Source organism: Marivirga salinae (assembly GCF_030503855.1).
Taxonomy (GTDB): Bacteria; Bacteroidota; Bacteroidia; order Cytophagales; family Cyclobacteriaceae; genus Marivirga; species Marivirga salinarum.
Genome location: NZ_CP129971.1, coordinates 1,654,298 through 1,669,456, shown reverse-complemented (window position 1 = coordinate 1,669,456; position 15,159 = coordinate 1,654,298). Strand labels below are relative to the sequence as shown.

The window sequence follows — 15,159 nt, the reverse complement described above, 5'->3', positions numbered from 1 at the left end:
TTAAATTATAAAGTGGCAGTAGCCCCTTTTTTGTTAAAATATGATTGGTAATATTTGAAATAATTTTTCAACATGTCATTTAGACCATTACCAGTAATGGTGGCTCCAGACATTCCGTCTACATGATGCTCATCCAATTTACTTTCAGGATTACTTTCACCTTTAAGCATTTTAACAGATACCAATTCGCCTTGATCATTATAAAGCTCTTTACCTTCAAATCTTGCTTGTACTTGATCCTCGGTAATTCTTGCTCCTAATCCTGGGGTTTCTCCTGCGTGAGCAAAAACCGCCCCTTTAATGATTTTCCCTTCAGTATCTAAGGCTATATAACCCCAAATATTATCCCAAAGACCACTACCATATACAGGCAGGATATAAGACTCTATTTCTTCTCCACCATCTTTTCCATAATATTTGAACACAGGATAAAGTCTTTCTTCCGGTGCTTTTTTATATTGTTTTTCAACACTTACATCTTCAGCTACTAGCTCTTCTCCTTTTTCATTTTCAGTTACAATATTGCCCTCATAATCTGTTACTTCAGATTTAATAGCTTTATTGTAAGTTTCAATGACATCCATTTCAGGAGTCACTTCTATTACAGCACCCAAAATTTGTTTTTTAGTGTCCAACTCTATTGACTTTTGCTGAATAGGTCCTAAACCTTCAGACGTAGCTGCCAATAATCCGCCCAATACAACTGTTAGTATGACGGAAAATAATATTACGTAATAATTAGACTGTCGCACGTTTTAACCTCCTCTTTTTATTAGATTCAACAACATAATGATCGATTAATGGAGCAAACACATTCATTAAAAGAATGGCTAGCATAATTCCTTCTGGATAAGCAGGGTTAACAACTCTAATGATTACAGTTAATATACCTATCAAGAATCCGTAAATCCATTTACCAGTTTCTGTATGGGCTGCCGATACTGGATCAGTTGCCATAAATACTGCTCCGAAAGCTAAACCACCAATCACTAAGTGATAATGAGCTGGCATATCCATAAAAGCATTGTATCCTACAGCGTTAAAACCTAATCCCATTAACCAAGCTCCAGCAAATACACTGAAAATAATTTTCCAGCTTCCAACTCCTGTAGCAATAAGGATTGCAGCTCCAATTAATACCATTAAAGTAGAAGTCTCACCTATGGAACCAGGAATCGCTCCTATAAACATATTCTTGAATGAATACATCCCTTCAGCCCAGAAGCTTGAAAACGATTCCATCACAGTACCCGTTCCGTTTAAAGCTGTATCGTAAGCAACAGCTAAAGCAGTCGCTCCAGAGTATCCATCAACAGCAGTAGCATCACCTAAATAAGTCCAAACCTCACCTGAAATATCGGTAGGGTAAGCAAAATATAAAAATGCTCTAGCTGTTAAGGCTACGTTTAAAACATTCATTCCTGTTCCACCAAAAACCTCTTTAGCAATAATTACAGCAAAAATTGTAGCCAATGCCACTTGCCATAAAGGGATACTAGGTGGCATAATTAATGCAATTAACATACCTGTAACCAAATAACCTTCATTAACAGGGTGATTACGGATAACACAAACTGCAAATTCAGTTCCAAGACCTACCGCATAGGAAACAATAATAATTGGAATAGCTTGAATAGCACCAATTCCAATTTTTTGGATAAAAGTTGCTGTTTCACCTATTGCTAAAAAATGCTGATGACCTATGTTCCAGATTCCAAATAATAAACAAGGAATCATGGCGATAACTACTGTAATCATGGTTCTCTTCAAGTCGTTAGCATCCCTAACTTGTACACCTTTTTTACCTGTAACTAATTTAGGCCTGAAAAGAATAGTTCTGTGACCTTCGTACAATGTATAGTACTTCTCGTATTTCCCCCCTTTCTCAAAAAGAGGTTCAATTTTATCGAAGAATTTTTGTATTGGATTCATATTTTATAGTATGATTATATTTATTGATATTAATCTCTAAGATTAATTACCTTTTATCCATTTATCATTAAATTGATTCCTTTTCTTAAGATGGCCTGTAGCTCATGTTTAGAAACATCAATGAATTCACATAATGCTACATCCTCTTCCACTAATTCGAAAATACCTAAAGCTTCCATTTCATCATAGTCTTCAGCCATTATAGCTTTAAATAAATAATTAGGCAATATATCCATTGGAAGAACTTTTTCAAACTCACCAGTCAAAACAAATGCCCTTTCCTCTCCATTGGTATTAGTATCTAATACATATTCTTTCTTTTTGTTCAAGAAAGATAATAAACCAATAGCCCTATGAATACTTAGTTTTGAAGTGGTAGGCTTGATCCATCCTAATAATTCTTCAAAATCACCTTCAGGAACAACCGTTATCTGTTCATCATAATACCCTAAATAACCATCCGCATCAATTCGTTCCCCAGTTAATGGGTTTCCTGAAATATATCTTACATGGTCTCCAGAAATATTATCTTTAATAATATTTTTGATTGAAGCACCTACATAAGTTTGATAATATTGAGGCTCACTTACTTCTGATCCTGTTAAAGCTACTTTTTTAGAAGCATCATATTTTCCGGATAAGAAAAGATTACCAATTTGGATAACACCATAAGGTTTTACTGTCCAAGCGATATCACCTTTATTGATAGGGTCAATATGATGAATTTGAACGCCTACGTTACCTGAAGGGTGTTTACCAGAAAATTTATTGATTTGAACACCTTCTGCTTGGCTGAACATTTTCAACATTTCTTTATCTTCAGAAATATTGATATGAACTTTTCCTTGAGTGAATTTTTTAATTACTTCTAAACCAGCTTCAAATGCTTCTTCATCTTCTTTATAAATGAAGTTATATTCTGGAGCTAAAGGATGCGTATCAAATGCGGAAATAAAGATTGCTTTAGGCGAATCTTCAGGATTAGCTACTATACCATAAGGTCTTTGGATAATATTAGGCCAAACACCGCTTTTCAGCATAGTTTCTTTAGCTTTCTCTGCATCCAATGATTTGAGGTCAGATTTGGAATGCTTTCCAAAATCCACAAATTCATTTTCCTTATCTGCTAAAATCCTTAATTCTAATAATTTTCGCTTATCTCCTCTTTTGATTTCGGCTACTTCTCCGCTAACTGGAGAGCAGTACAATACATCTGGAGCCATCTTATCATAGATGAGTGGAGTTCCTGCTTTAACAGAATCACCTTCCTCTACTAATAACTTTGGCCGTGTAATAGCCGGAAAGTCAGTAGGTTTGATTGCGAATGTTTCTGGTTTAGGTGCACTTGATATCTTTTGTTCAGCTTTTCCAGCTAAGTTGATATCAAAACCTTTTTTAAGTTTAATGGTATGAGACATGTCTTTATTTAACAATGAACCCTTATTTGAAATTGAGGCAAAATTAAGAATTATTTTGCTAAAAAAAATCTTTTAATACAATAATACTGTACATAGTTAATTCGGCTGAAAACTTTTTCGTTAACAGCTTAGTAGGCTTTCATGTTCAATATTTTCCACATAATTCTTTACTTTCTCCATTAACCACATCGGGGTTGATGTTGCTCCGCATATCCCCACTGAATTTTGACCTTCAAACCAAAGAGAATCTACCTCCTCTTCATTTTCAACAAAATAACTGTTCGGATTTTGGGCTTTACATACTTGATACAATGCTTTTCCATTTGAGCTTTTCTTACCACTCACAAACAAAACAACATCGTGTAGCTTTGAAAATTCTTTTAGTTTTGGCTCTCTATTGGACACTTGCCTACAAATGCTATCATTTGCATTAAATGTAGCTGATTTCTCTTCTTTAAAATCTGCTTGAGCCTGCTTTAATCTATTTTCGATCTTCTCTTTTAAATCATAAAAGCCAGAAGTGCTTTTAGTGGTTTGACTAAATAAAGTAACGGGTCTTTTAAAATCTATTTTCTCAAGATCCGATTCATCCATGACTATGATTGCATTTCCGTTAGTTTGTCCGTCTAAACCCGTCACTTCTGCATGACCTTTTTTACCATAGATCACAATCTGTCCTTTATCTGTGCACATTTTATCATGCGCATTTTTCACTCTATTTTGTAATTTCAAAACAACAGGGCAACTTGCATCAATGAGTTCAATGTTGTTTTCCATAGCAATACGATAGGTCTCAGGTGGTTCTCCGTGAGCTCTTATCAATACTTTGCAATCATGAAGCTCTTTCAAATCATCATAATTGATGACTCTTAATCCTTTATTATAAAGTCTTTTTACTTCCATATCGTTATGGACTATATCACCCAAACAATATAATTTATCGGATTCTTCCATCGCATCTTCTGCCATCCTAATAGCATATTCAACACCGAAGCAATAACCTGAATCTTGGTCTATGGTTACTTTCAATTTACCCATCATATTTTATCATTTTTTCGGTTGCCAATTGCAGAACATATTCTACCTGTTCTGGCAAGGTCAATTCGCTTGTATCCAAAATATAAGCATCATCAGGGATTATCAAAGGATTCTCCTTTCTTTCCGAATCCATTTTATCACGTGCTAATAAGTTTTCTTCTATTTCAGGAATTGGAACTAACTGATTTTTTTCCAGTAACTCATTTTGCCTTCTTTCGGCTCTAATAGCCAAATCAGCTTTCATGAAAATTTTTAATTCTGCATTAGGAAATACATTCGAACCAATATCTCTTCCATCCATTACCACCCCTTTCTTCTTTCCTAATTTTCGTTGTTGGCTTACCATATTTTTTCTCACCTCAGATATAGAACTTACTTTACTTACCTGATTTGAAATATACATTTTTCGAATTTCCTCTTCAACATTCAAGCCATTCAAATAAGTTTCGCTGTATGCCTTTCTTTCGTTAAAAATGAAAGAAATATTAATATTTTCAATGGCTTTAGCAACTTCCTTAGGATTGTCTATTGTGATATGGTTTTGATGGAAATACAAAGTCACTGCCCTGTACATAGCTCCTGAATCAATATAACTGTAGCCTAGCAGATTTGCCACTTCTTTGGCTGTGCTACTTTTCCCGCAGGCTGAATATCCATCTATGGCAATAACTATTTTTCTCATTTTAGCAATCTTTAACAGGACATGGTAGAGGTTTTTTCTTAGGCATTGATTTTCGTCCTCCTTGATTCGCACAAGCAGACATCAAAACTCCGATAATTAATAAGGATATAAAATTTAATTTTAGTGCTTTCCTAAGCATCAATACCTCCAAATTTGTTTTCGTCTGCAAATATACAGGATAAGCAAGGAAATTCACGGATAATTCGATGAAATACTGAATTGATATTAATTACAAAAACAGTTGAATGAACTAACAACAATTACTTTGACAAATTTGATTCTCATTTCAATGAGCTATTGATTAAAATAAAATCTGAGCAAACACAAATGGAGAGATGAGGATTTAAAGGAACAAAGCTGGACTAATACCCTGAATTCGATTATTAATTTAGGATTCAGACCGTTTGTAAATAGTGAGTTTCAACTAAATATTTTGAAGCAATATCGGGCTATTGTAAGAAATTTTTAGAAAGAAAATCGCTGTTTACAAGCGGAATCAGAAAAACTTTCCCATGAAATCCTGAATTTCCAAATTAATGTCGAACTCAGGTTAATACGAATAAAAAACAACAATTGACTTCATGTCTTGTTAATATTAATAACCAATCATTAAATGTTATGAAGAAAGATTCAATTGATTATAACGGACTTATCGGAGGAATTATGGTTTTTGTTGGTCTTGTTGTTTATTTCTTGATTATGAATGCCATAGGATTAGTTCATAATTTAGAGCTTAGAGCTTTGAATATTTTTATTATGGGTGCTGGAGTTTTTTACTCTATCAAATCAATTCATAAAAAAAATAAGGCCTTCGATTATTTTAAAGGTATTGGTACCGGAATGTTTACAGCAGTGAGCTCATCATTGGCATTTGCCATATTCATTTTCATTTATTTATTATCGAACCCTGAATTCTTACAAGAAATAAAGAATGTAGAACCCTTTGGTAATTATTTAAACGCATTTCTTATCTCATTTATAATTATTATGGAAGGTGCTGGTTCAGGATTTTTCTTGAGTTATGGAGTGATGCAATGGTATAAAAAAAGAACTCCAGAAAAATTCTTGAAAGAACAAAGGGAAAATAAGGCGTCAAAGTAATGTCCTATGAAATGACATTACTTTGACGCCTTATTTTCCAAAATTTATTTAAATATTTCTAATTTATGCTTCCCAAAATTTATTAACTTTAATCAAAGGTTTGATAAAAATACATGATGATGGAATATAAAAGAGGAAAAGCTGAAGAATTTTTTAGTAAAGCAGGAAAGAAAATAGATGAATTGTTTTCTGAAATTAGCAGCAGCAATATTTCTGAAAAGCTGGAATTAAAAGAGCGGTTGCAAGAATTAAAACGTAACAAAGAATCTTTAGAAAAAGACTTTAACGAGTTTACAGATGATAATAAGGAGGTTTTTAAAGATATAGCCGATAGTTTTGAAGAGTCTTTTGAAGATATAAAAAATATCTTTCGCAAAAAGAAGAATCAAAACGGGTAACCAATCCCAATATTTAATGCTGGCCCGTAATTATCTCTAGTTCCTAAGTTCCATTCATCTATAGTCCATCTCTCTCCTGGATCTCTTGCAGGATCATATAATTTAAAGGCTAGGTCAAAACGCATAATTAAAAAGGAAAAGTCGATTCTCAAACCAAAACCTGTTCCTACTGCAATTTCATTAAAAAAACTATCCAATTGAAAATCACTACCAGGCTCATCATTTTCAGAAAAAGACCAAACATTTCCCGCATCGAGAAAAAGTGCACCGTCTAAAAAACTGATCAAATTGCGCCTTACTTCTATACTAGTTTCCAAAATAATTTCTCCCGGTCTTTCAAAATTATATATAAAATTCCCTTCCTCATCTGTTTCCACAAAACTGCCAGGCCCTAACCTTCTTGGAGCCCATGCTCTAATACTATTGCTACCCCCTGCAAAATAATATTTTTCATAAGGTAATAAACCCCGTGAAAATTCACCATAAGGCTTAGCAACCCCAACATGAAAGCGATATGCAAATGTACTTTCCCGCCCATATGGAATATAAGTCCTATAGTCAACTGAAGCTTTCAGAAACTGAAAGTACGCTAAAGAATCATCATTTATGTTTTTACTAATGGCATTTACATTTAATAAATTACCTCCTGTTTCAGCAAAGAATTTTATAAAACTGGCCCTACTGTTAGCTTGGCCATAATTATTGAAATTTTTAGAAATGTTGATAGAGCTGCTTGAAACAAATGATGGCAGAAATGATCTACTCAGCTGCCTTCCAAAGGTAGCTTGCTCTTCTAAAGCATCTCTAAAATTCTTTTCTAAATCAGACTCTATAAGATTGACATCAGTAATGGTCAAATCAAACATCCATCTCATTTTATTTTGCCACGAATACCCATAAGAGGCGTTTAAATTACTTCTCTCAAATTCCGGTCTTTTAGTATAATTAAATCCTAAACCGGTTTTGGTTTTGGGGTTTAACAATGCAAATCGAGATTTAAGTTGAGTACCAAAAGGAAATAGAAAGTGTGGGAAGGTAAAAGACAAATTAGCTCTTGCCTCGGTGGCAGTAGTCACATTTGTTTCATCTGATAAACTAGCTACTCCTTCAACCCCCAAACGCCCTGAGAGTTCCATTACCTCAATACCACCAAAAGGATTCCTGTTTTTTAAAGACACATTGTAAAAAGGCCCTGGCAAACCGAAAGTTACATTCACATTGACGCCAACCTCATTGCTCAATTGATATTTTTCCAATGGACTAGTGAAAATATTGGCCACAAAATCACCTCCTGCTGTATCATATTTTATGTTCACGAATCGAAACATGTCCAAATTAGCCAATTGACGTTGAGTATTTAATGTCTTCTCGAGGCTATAGAATTCTCCTGGGCGAAGGAATACTCTCTGATCTAATATTCTCTTTTTATAGGTATGTTCGTAATATGAATAATTAATAGAATTAAATTTTTCAACCGTCCTCTTAACTCCACCGATTTGAGTATTAACATCCGTTGTAAAATTCACTTCATCCAAGGTATATCGTTTATGATTTTGGCCATCTTGGGGTTTATTAATAAGGATTTCCAATGCTAAAGAAGTGGTGTCTGGATCCCGAAAAACATTAAATTCTACAAATTGCCTGGAGAAAGTATAGTAGCCATTATTCTTCATTAAAGTTTCTATTCTCTCCCTTTCCTGAGTCAGTTTACTCTGATCATAAGTATTACCTGCCTTAACCAAACTGTTTCTTGCACCACCAATGAGGACACTCATCATTACTTTATCATCTCCTACATCATAAAAAACGGTATCAATTACATATGATTTATTTTCTTCAATATGATAAGTTACAATCACCCTCCTATCTTTATAGCCCTTTTCTTTGAGCACATAATCAACTTCCGCATCGAAAAATCCTTTGGATTCTAAAAAGAGCTGAATTTGATCTTCGGTTCTTTCGGTTGCAGTAGAATCATAAATGGCTAAGGGCTCACCCCAACGCATCAAAATATTACCATCTTTTAATTTGGTATTAAGCTTATCGGATTTATTATTTAATTTTCTTTCAAGCCTTGTGGCTCTACCAAATTTTTCATTCTCTCTCGCAAGTTCTATTTTCTGAGATAAAGTCTGTTGAACATCTTCTAATTTTTGTTCTATCTCTTCTTTATCATAGTATTGTTTCCCTACCTCATAAAAAGCTACATAAGGAGATATTGGCAAAAGAAGAATTCTTTTATTTGCTTTTTGGGTATATAGATCGTCTAATCTATCAGAAGAAATATTTTCATTACCTTTAATCTTCTGTTTATAGAGAAGTTTTTCATCTTTTTTCAAATAGCTCGTGCCAACACAAGAAGTGAAAAACAGGATACTGACCAGCAGAAAGGATTTTATTACTTTTATACTCAATTTTAGTGCTATCGAATAAATGCTTACTAAGAATAATACAAAGTTCATCAAATCTCTTCAATTAAAGAAATTCCGACAAAAAGAAGCGCTATTTATAGTTGAAGGAGCCAAAAATACCCTTGAATTATTAAATTCTTCCTATAAATTAAAATATTTAATTGTCAGTGAAGATTTTTTAAGTAGACATCAAAAGGAAATGAATAGTTCTGAGATTGAGCCAATCATTGCAAAAGAAAAAGAATTAAGTGCATTGGGCGCTTTTCAAAGCAATACTGATGCATTGGCAGTTGTACATGATAAAACCCCTCCAAAATATGACTCAAATGGTTTTGATTTGGTACTAGACGATATAAGAGACCCAGGCAACCTGGGGACGATTATCAGATTAGCTGATTGGTATGGTATCAAAAATATCATCTGTTCTGAAACTACTGCCGAATTTTATAACCCAAAAGTGATCAGTGCATCAATGGGTTCGATATTTAGAACTAATCTCTATCGAAGAGATTTAAAAGAATTTTTAACGGAAAACAAGCACAGAAAAATTTACGGAGCTTTATTAGAAGGAAAAAATGTACATAAAGTTAAATTTGCTAAGGATGGTCTATTGTTAATTGGTAACGAATCTCACGGTATAAATTCTGACTTAATTCCGCTGATTAGCGACAAAATAACCATTCCTAGGATAGGCGAAGCAGAATCGCTTAATGCCGCAATGGCTACGGCTATTATTTGTGATAATGTTTTTAGGAGTTATTAAGCCTATTACCAATTTTATTAGGTTTAATGAGACCGTCTTCTATTTGTGGTTTATACACTCCCTCATCCGCTAGCCAGCGGAAGCTCCCCTAAAACAGGGGAGCAGCAGTTTGTCCTATATTTTAAGAGTTTACTAAAGAAAATCTTTATGCTTCCAAAGTTCAGGATGAATTAAGATTCTAAAATTAAAATCTCCCGTGTAGATATTCGGATTGGTCCATAATATGACAAGGTAGGATAAATTTTTAAGCATAAAAAAACCTGTTTGCAGGAAGCAAACAGGTCAATGATTTATAATATATTTTTATTGACTTGATTATTCTGCTGATGCTGTAATAACACCATGAAATGTTACGTCTACCTGATAATGTGATGGACCAGTCACAAAAATATCGAAACCAACATCAAATTTTTCATCATTTTCAACAGCGTTTTTCAAAAATTCTTTGGCTTCGCTATCAATTGGTATTTCGATAGTTTCAGAGACTTTAGAAAAATCAGGAAGGTCATATTCGAACACTTTAACTGGCACACCTTGACTAATATCATAAATAATGAATAACCCATCAGTAATAGCGCTATTTCCATCTAATAATTCAGTTATCTCAGCCGAAATTTTTTCAATTTCGGCAGATTTAATTCTATCTTTATATTCCGCTAAATCTTCAGCTGGATCAATTGTTTCATATTTAGCAAAATATGCTGCTTCAGAAGTATCAATAACATAGGTTTTCTCAATATCCATTGGGGCAGTAATATCAGGAAGCTCAATGTCTCCTATGTCATCACAAGAAATTGCAGTCAAACTAAATAATGCGATTATTGAAATCGAATAAATTAATAAATTTTTAAATGTGCTCATAATTTTCTTCTTTTAATACGATAATTCAAAAGTACTAATAAATATTAGAAAGATTATTTCTAATAGCCTAAATACCATACTTTTTCGATGAAGTGACTACTAAGAAGGATCGCCAGTCAATAATACAATGCCTAAATTACCTTCTATTCTTTTCAAGAAATCCCCTAAAAACTAGGTGTGTATTTTTAAACACAAAAAAACCTGCTTACAGCATGTAAACAGGTTTAGATATTTTTTTTTTAAATTTTTTATTCTACTCCAGCCTCTATAGTAGCTTCTATAACTAAGGTAATAGTATAATCCAATGGAGCATCTGCATTTCCTCCAAAAGAGACTTCCATAACAGGACCTGCTGTAGAGCTATCAAGTATATACCCCTCAATTGCTCCTTTCACTTGATCAAGCATTTCTGGAGTAATGTTATTTAATTTTGCTTGCAATGTTGTACCAGTAAGAAAAGTACCTCCTGTTGTCACAAAGGTACCCCCAGCATCAAATGAAAGTATCAAGTCATTAGGAACAGCACTTCCTTCTGCTAAATTATCCACCACTTCAAAAGTGATAGATTCAATTTTGTAATCCTTCATCTGCTCACGTCTTTCATTGAACTCCTCAGATGCAATATCAACTGGTTCAACAATTTCAAAACCACCGGCTTCTTCACTTGCTAATCTAATAACTTTAGTAATATCAGTTGGAACATCTATAGTAACTTCTTCCGATAAGTCTTCACAAGAAATTGCAGTCAAACTAAATAATGCAATAAGTGAAATTGAATAAATCAATAAATTCTTAAATGTGTTCATAATTTTCTTCTTTAAATACGATGAAACAAAAATACATGTTCTTATTAGAAAAATTACTTCTAGCAGTCTATTTATGCAATTTTTTCGATGAATTGGACTAATCTTTAGTTGTTCAGTAATAAAATAATTATAAAATTCTATAAGAAAAGAAATAATATATTCGATTATTCCATAATACAGAAGTTTGAATTACGTTAGTATTTGAATTTTATGTAAACTATCAACCTAATCCAAGCTAAATGAAAAACTGCATATTAGTTATTACCCTGATTAGCTTCAGTGTATATTCAAATGCTCAAAATAGAATCAGCGGGTATATAAAAGATGCTAAAACAGGTGAGAATTTAATTGGAGCCAACATCTGGCAACCTGCCACCAAAAAAGGAACCTCAGCCAATGCCTATGGCTTTTATAGCTTAAATATTCCCGGAGACACAGCGACTTTGGAAGTTTCTTATGTTGGATATGCCACCACCAAAAAATTCGTAAAGCTCAATGGAGACACCACCATCCATTTTGAATTAAACCTCTCCGATGAATTGTCGGAAGTGGTAGTAAAAGGAACGCGCCCTGATTTGGAGCTTACCAAGATGAGTAGTATGAAAATAAGTGCTCAAGATATAAAAGCCATTCCTGCTTTATTGGGTGAAGTCGATGTGTTGAAAACCATTCAATTGATGCCAGGCGTACAAAGTGGGTCAGAAGGAAGCAGTGGAATTTACGTAAGAGGCGGTGGACCAGATCAAAATTTAATTTTGCTTGATGGCGTTCCCGTTTATAATGCTTCCCACTTATTTGGTTTCTTTTCGGTTTTTAATGCCGATGCCATCAGTAATGTAGAAGTGATAAAAGGTGGCTTTCCAGCCAGATATGGTGGGAGATTATCCTCCGTGATCGACATCAATATGAAAGACGGCAATATGAAAAACTGGCAAGCAGAAGGTGGAATCGGCTTAATTTCATCCAGACTATCAGTAGAAGGACCCATCAAAAAAGATAAAGGCTCCATTATTCTCTCCGGAAGAAGAACTTATATTGATATTTTAGCAAGACCTTTAATTAGAGCGAGTACTGATGATGTGGATTTAGGTTATTTCTTTCATGATTTTAATGCCAAAGCCAATTATAAATTCTCCGATAATGATCGCGTTTATTTAAGTGCTTATACCGGAAAAGATAAATTCTATGCGCGCGATGAATATGAATTTGACAATGGTGGATCCATTAACGAATATAAAGACGAAGCAGGAATACAGTGGGGAAACTTTACTACTGCAGGAAGATGGAATCATTTATTTTCCAATCAACTATTTCTCAATACAACTGCCACTTACAGTCGTTATAGCTTTGATTTATTTAACGAAAGCTATTCCAGATATGCAACACCGGATGAGGAAACCGAGGAAAACTTCTATACCGAGTATACTTCAGGAATTACGGATTATGGTTTGAAATTTGATTTTGACTATTACCTAAACAATGGTCATTCCTTAAAATTTGGTGCCAATTACATCTATCATATTTTTCAACCTGAAGCCTTTAATTTTGAGGCAGACTTCGAAACTGGGTTTGAATCTCCAGATACACAACCTATTTATGGCAATGAATTTTCAGTTTATATAGAAGATGAATTTGAGCCGATCCATAAATTAAAAGTAAATGCAGGTATTCATGCCTCTGCTTTTAGAGTAAGAGATGAATTTTATCCATCGGTTCAACCTAGGATTAGTGCACGCTATTTAGTCAATAACAAATTATCCTTTAAAGCCTCTTATGCCGAAATGGCCCAATTTCTCCATTTGTTGACGAATTCAGGAATTGGCTTGCCAACAGATTTATGGGTGCCTGTTACTAATAATATCGAACCACAATATGCGCAACAAACCGCTATAGGAATGTCTTCATTAATAGCAGATGGAAAATACGACCTTTCTGTTGAAGGCTATTACAAAAACATGAACAACTTGCTTGAATATAAGGAAGGTTCAAACTTTTTAAATTTGGATGAAAGCTGGGAAGACAAAGTTGCTATTGGAGATGGATGGAGTTATGGAGCTGAATTTCTCTTCAGAAAGAAGGAGGGTAATTTTAACGGCTGGATAGGTTATACTTTATCCTACAATAACAGACAATTTGATGATCTAAATTTCGGGAGAGTATTTCCTTATAAATATGACCGAAGGCACGATATAAGTGTGGTAACAAATTATCGACTAAATGATAAATGGGAAATAAGCGGAACTTGGGTGTATGGAACCGGTAATTCTATCACGCTACCTATTGCAAAAGTTCCACCATTATCAGAAAGGCCTAGAAATAATGATGGTAACTATTACGGAAATGATGAAGTTTATCAATATAGCGATCGGAATGCTTATAGAATGCCTTCCTATCACCGAGCTGATTTTGGAATAACCCGACATAAGGAAAAGGATTGGGGAAGTTCAAGCTGGACCATAAGCGTTTACAATTTGTACAATAGGCAAAACCCTTTTTTCATAAATACCACCACTAATAGCATAGGGGAAACATCTTTCAACCAAGTAAGTCTTTTTCAATTAATTCCTTCTTTTACTTACAACTTTAAATTCAGACCAAATGAAAAATAATCTAAAGTTTATCATACTTTCTTTAATTCTGTTTTCAGGATGCCAGAAAGAAGTGGATTTGAAAATCGATGAAAGTGAATCCAAATTAGTACTAAATGCCTGGTTTAAAACTGAGCAACATCCTGTAGTGGAAGTTAATCGATCTACTTTTATTTTTGATAAAAGAGGAACTGACAACATTCAAAATGCTGAAGTAATCTTATTTGAAAATGACAAGGAAATTGGATTTCTAGAACATTTTGGTTCAGGTTTTTATCAAAATGAAAACATCGAAATTAAACCTGATACAGAATACAAAATCATTGCAAAAGTTGATGGTTTTGAGGATGTTGTCGCAATCGAAAAATCATTAGAGACATTTAAAGAAGGAGATTTACAATTTGAATATACATCAGAAGAAGTAAATCACCAATATGGTAACGGAAGCGAATCAGAAATTACTCTTACTTTTAAAGACAACCCTTCTTCAGAAGATTTCTATTTATTTATGTTAAAACGGAATGCCAAAGAATGGAGTATTGACAATCCAGAAGATACTACTTATATTAAATACGATGCTTATTTAGAATCATCAGATTTACAAATCGAATTTGTTTATCTGAATTCGATGGGCCAAATGCAAGTCCTAAAAGATGAACTCTTTAACGGAAATGAATATACAATTCGATTTACAACAAATAATTTATCTGATGCCTTCTATGGAGGTGAAGATTATGAAGCCAGTTCTGAGTATGTCTTTGAAATTCATAAAATTAGTAAATCTTTTTATTTGTATTTGAAAAGCTTAGAACTTAACCAATACCCTGATCCATTTACAGAGCCTACACAAATCTTTACTAATGTGGAAAATGGTTACGGAATTCTAGCTACATCCACAGTTGTTGAGATCCCGATAGAAATTAAAGATGCAAACAAATAACTCTTTAGGTAAATATTTAATCATAATTGGTGCCTGCGTCATTCTAGCAGGCATCATTATCTATTTTTTCCATGACAAACTGCAGTGGATAGGGAAACTTCCAGGAGACATACGAATAGAAAAAGAGAATTTCCGGTTTTATTTCCCGATTACTACTATGTTATTAGTAAGTTTAATTGTTTCTGTTTTATTTCGATTACTTAGAAATTTTCTATAAAAAA

The 15,159-nt window shown here is 33.7% G+C and carries 14 protein-coding genes; 6 read left to right on the top strand and 8 right to left on the bottom strand.

The window, feature by feature from the left end; genetic code table 11:
• Window positions 1–5: 5 nt before the first annotated feature.
• The 5 genes from nqrC to cmk form a co-directional block, all read right to left on the bottom strand.
• Complete coding sequence (gene nqrC, locus QYS49_RS07120; protein ID WP_308351034.1) at window positions 6–752, bottom strand: NADH:ubiquinone reductase (Na(+)-transporting) subunit C; 747 nt, start codon at window positions 750–752, stop codon at window positions 6–8.
• Window positions 739–1,932 carry an NADH:ubiquinone reductase (Na(+)-transporting) subunit B gene (locus QYS49_RS07115; protein WP_308351033.1) on the bottom strand — a complete coding sequence of 398 codons (1,194 nt, stop codon included), beginning with the start codon at window positions 1,930–1,932 and terminating at the stop codon, window positions 739–741. The genes nqrC and QYS49_RS07115 overlap by 14 nt, the downstream gene beginning before the upstream one ends.
• A 53-nt stretch (window positions 1,933–1,985) precedes the next feature.
• Entirely contained in the window at window positions 1,986–3,350 is a 1,365-nt protein-coding gene (locus tag QYS49_RS07110) for a Na(+)-translocating NADH-quinone reductase subunit A (protein WP_308351032.1), read from the bottom strand.
• Window positions 3,351–3,470: 120 nt separating this feature from the next.
• A complete protein-coding gene (locus QYS49_RS07105; protein WP_308351030.1) occupies window positions 3,471–4,391 on the bottom strand; it encodes a 4-hydroxy-3-methylbut-2-enyl diphosphate reductase in 921 nt (306 codons plus the stop codon).
• Complete coding sequence (cmk, locus tag QYS49_RS07100) at window positions 4,381–5,070, bottom strand: (d)CMP kinase (protein ID WP_308351028.1); 690 nt, start codon at window positions 5,068–5,070, stop codon at window positions 4,381–4,383. Before cmk ends, QYS49_RS07105 begins: the two co-directional genes overlap by 11 nt.
• Window positions 5,071–5,688: 618 nt before the next feature.
• On the opposite strand from cmk, the gene QYS49_RS07095 reads away from it, so the two are divergent.
• Entirely contained in the window at window positions 5,689–6,171 is a 483-nt protein-coding gene (locus QYS49_RS07095; RefSeq protein WP_308351027.1) for a DUF4199 family protein, read from the top strand.
• A gap of 119 nt (window positions 6,172–6,290) precedes the next feature.
• On the top strand, window positions 6,291–6,569 hold the full coding sequence (locus QYS49_RS07090; protein WP_308351026.1) for a hypothetical protein: 279 nt from the start codon (window positions 6,291–6,293) through the stop codon (window positions 6,567–6,569).
• On the opposite strand, the gene tamL is transcribed toward QYS49_RS07090, so the two are convergent.
• Window positions 6,557–8,983: a translocation and assembly module lipoprotein TamL gene (tamL, locus tag QYS49_RS07085; protein ID WP_308351024.1), complete on the bottom strand. Its 2,427-nt coding sequence runs from the start codon at window positions 8,981–8,983 to the stop codon at window positions 6,557–6,559. The two genes, QYS49_RS07090 and tamL, sit on opposite strands and share 13 nt — an antisense overlap.
• A 19-nt stretch (window positions 8,984–9,002) precedes the next feature.
• Here tamL and QYS49_RS07080 point away from each other — a divergent pair, with 19 nt between their 5' ends.
• Window positions 9,003–9,743 (top strand): RNA methyltransferase, encoded by a 741-nt coding sequence (locus tag QYS49_RS07080; protein ID WP_308351023.1) that lies wholly within the window; start codon window positions 9,003–9,005, stop codon window positions 9,741–9,743.
• Between the two features lie 315 nt (window positions 9,744–10,058).
• Here QYS49_RS07080 and QYS49_RS07075 read toward each other — a convergent pair whose 3' ends face one another.
• Window positions 10,059–10,604, bottom strand: a complete 546-nt coding sequence (locus QYS49_RS07075; protein WP_308351022.1) for a hypothetical protein — start codon at window positions 10,602–10,604, stop codon at window positions 10,059–10,061.
• 248 nt (window positions 10,605–10,852) lie between these two features.
• Complete coding sequence (locus QYS49_RS07070) at window positions 10,853–11,410, bottom strand: hypothetical protein (protein ID WP_308351021.1); 558 nt, start codon at window positions 11,408–11,410, stop codon at window positions 10,853–10,855.
• 239 nt (window positions 11,411–11,649) lie between these two features.
• Here QYS49_RS07070 and QYS49_RS07065 point away from each other — a divergent pair, with 239 nt between their 5' ends.
• Genes QYS49_RS07065 through QYS49_RS07055 form a run of 3 tightly spaced genes read left to right on the top strand, consistent with a single transcriptional unit; the run spans window position 11,650 to window position 15,155 of the window.
• Window positions 11,650–14,019, top strand: a complete 2,370-nt coding sequence (locus tag QYS49_RS07065; RefSeq protein ID WP_308351019.1) for a TonB-dependent receptor — start codon at window positions 11,650–11,652, stop codon at window positions 14,017–14,019.
• Window positions 14,009–14,938, top strand: a complete 930-nt coding sequence (locus tag QYS49_RS07060; RefSeq protein WP_308351018.1) for a DUF4249 domain-containing protein — start codon at window positions 14,009–14,011, stop codon at window positions 14,936–14,938. Before QYS49_RS07065 ends, QYS49_RS07060 begins: the two co-directional genes overlap by 11 nt.
• A complete protein-coding gene (locus tag QYS49_RS07055; RefSeq protein WP_308351017.1) occupies window positions 14,925–15,155 on the top strand; it encodes a DUF2905 domain-containing protein in 231 nt (76 codons plus the stop codon). The genes QYS49_RS07060 and QYS49_RS07055 overlap by 14 nt, the downstream gene beginning before the upstream one ends.
• The last annotated feature ends 4 nt before the right edge of the window (window positions 15,156–15,159 follow it).

Excerpts from the sequence above, each read along its gene's own strand:
- QYS49_RS07070 (WP_308351021.1), bottom strand. The coding sequence starts at position 11,410 with ATGAACACATTTAAGAATTTATTGATTTATTCAATTTCACTTATTGCA.
- QYS49_RS07115 (WP_308351033.1), bottom strand. The coding sequence starts at position 1,932 with ATGAATCCAATACAAAAATTCTTCGATAAAATTGAACCTCTTTTTGAG.
- QYS49_RS07055 (WP_308351017.1), top strand. The coding sequence starts at position 14,925 with ATGCAAACAAATAACTCTTTAGGTAAATATTTAATCATAATTGGTGCC.
- cmk (WP_308351028.1), bottom strand. The coding sequence starts at position 5,070 with ATGAGAAAAATAGTTATTGCCATAGATGGATATTCAGCCTGCGGGAAA.
- QYS49_RS07080 (WP_308351023.1), top strand. The coding sequence starts at position 9,003 with ATGCTTACTAAGAATAATACAAAGTTCATCAAATCTCTTCAATTAAAG.
- QYS49_RS07075 (WP_308351022.1), bottom strand. The coding sequence starts at position 10,604 with ATGAGCACATTTAAAAATTTATTAATTTATTCGATTTCAATAATCGCA.
- QYS49_RS07095 (WP_308351027.1), top strand. The coding sequence starts at position 5,689 with ATGAAGAAAGATTCAATTGATTATAACGGACTTATCGGAGGAATTATG.
- QYS49_RS07110 (WP_308351032.1), bottom strand. The coding sequence starts at position 3,350 with ATGTCTCATACCATTAAACTTAAAAAAGGTTTTGATATCAACTTAGCT.
- QYS49_RS07065 (WP_308351019.1), top strand. The coding sequence starts at position 11,650 with ATGAAAAACTGCATATTAGTTATTACCCTGATTAGCTTCAGTGTATAT.
- QYS49_RS07060 (WP_308351018.1), top strand. The coding sequence starts at position 14,009 with ATGAAAAATAATCTAAAGTTTATCATACTTTCTTTAATTCTGTTTTCA.
- QYS49_RS07090 (WP_308351026.1), top strand. The coding sequence starts at position 6,291 with ATGGAATATAAAAGAGGAAAAGCTGAAGAATTTTTTAGTAAAGCAGGA.
- QYS49_RS07105 (WP_308351030.1), bottom strand. The coding sequence starts at position 4,391 with ATGATGGGTAAATTGAAAGTAACCATAGACCAAGATTCAGGTTATTGC.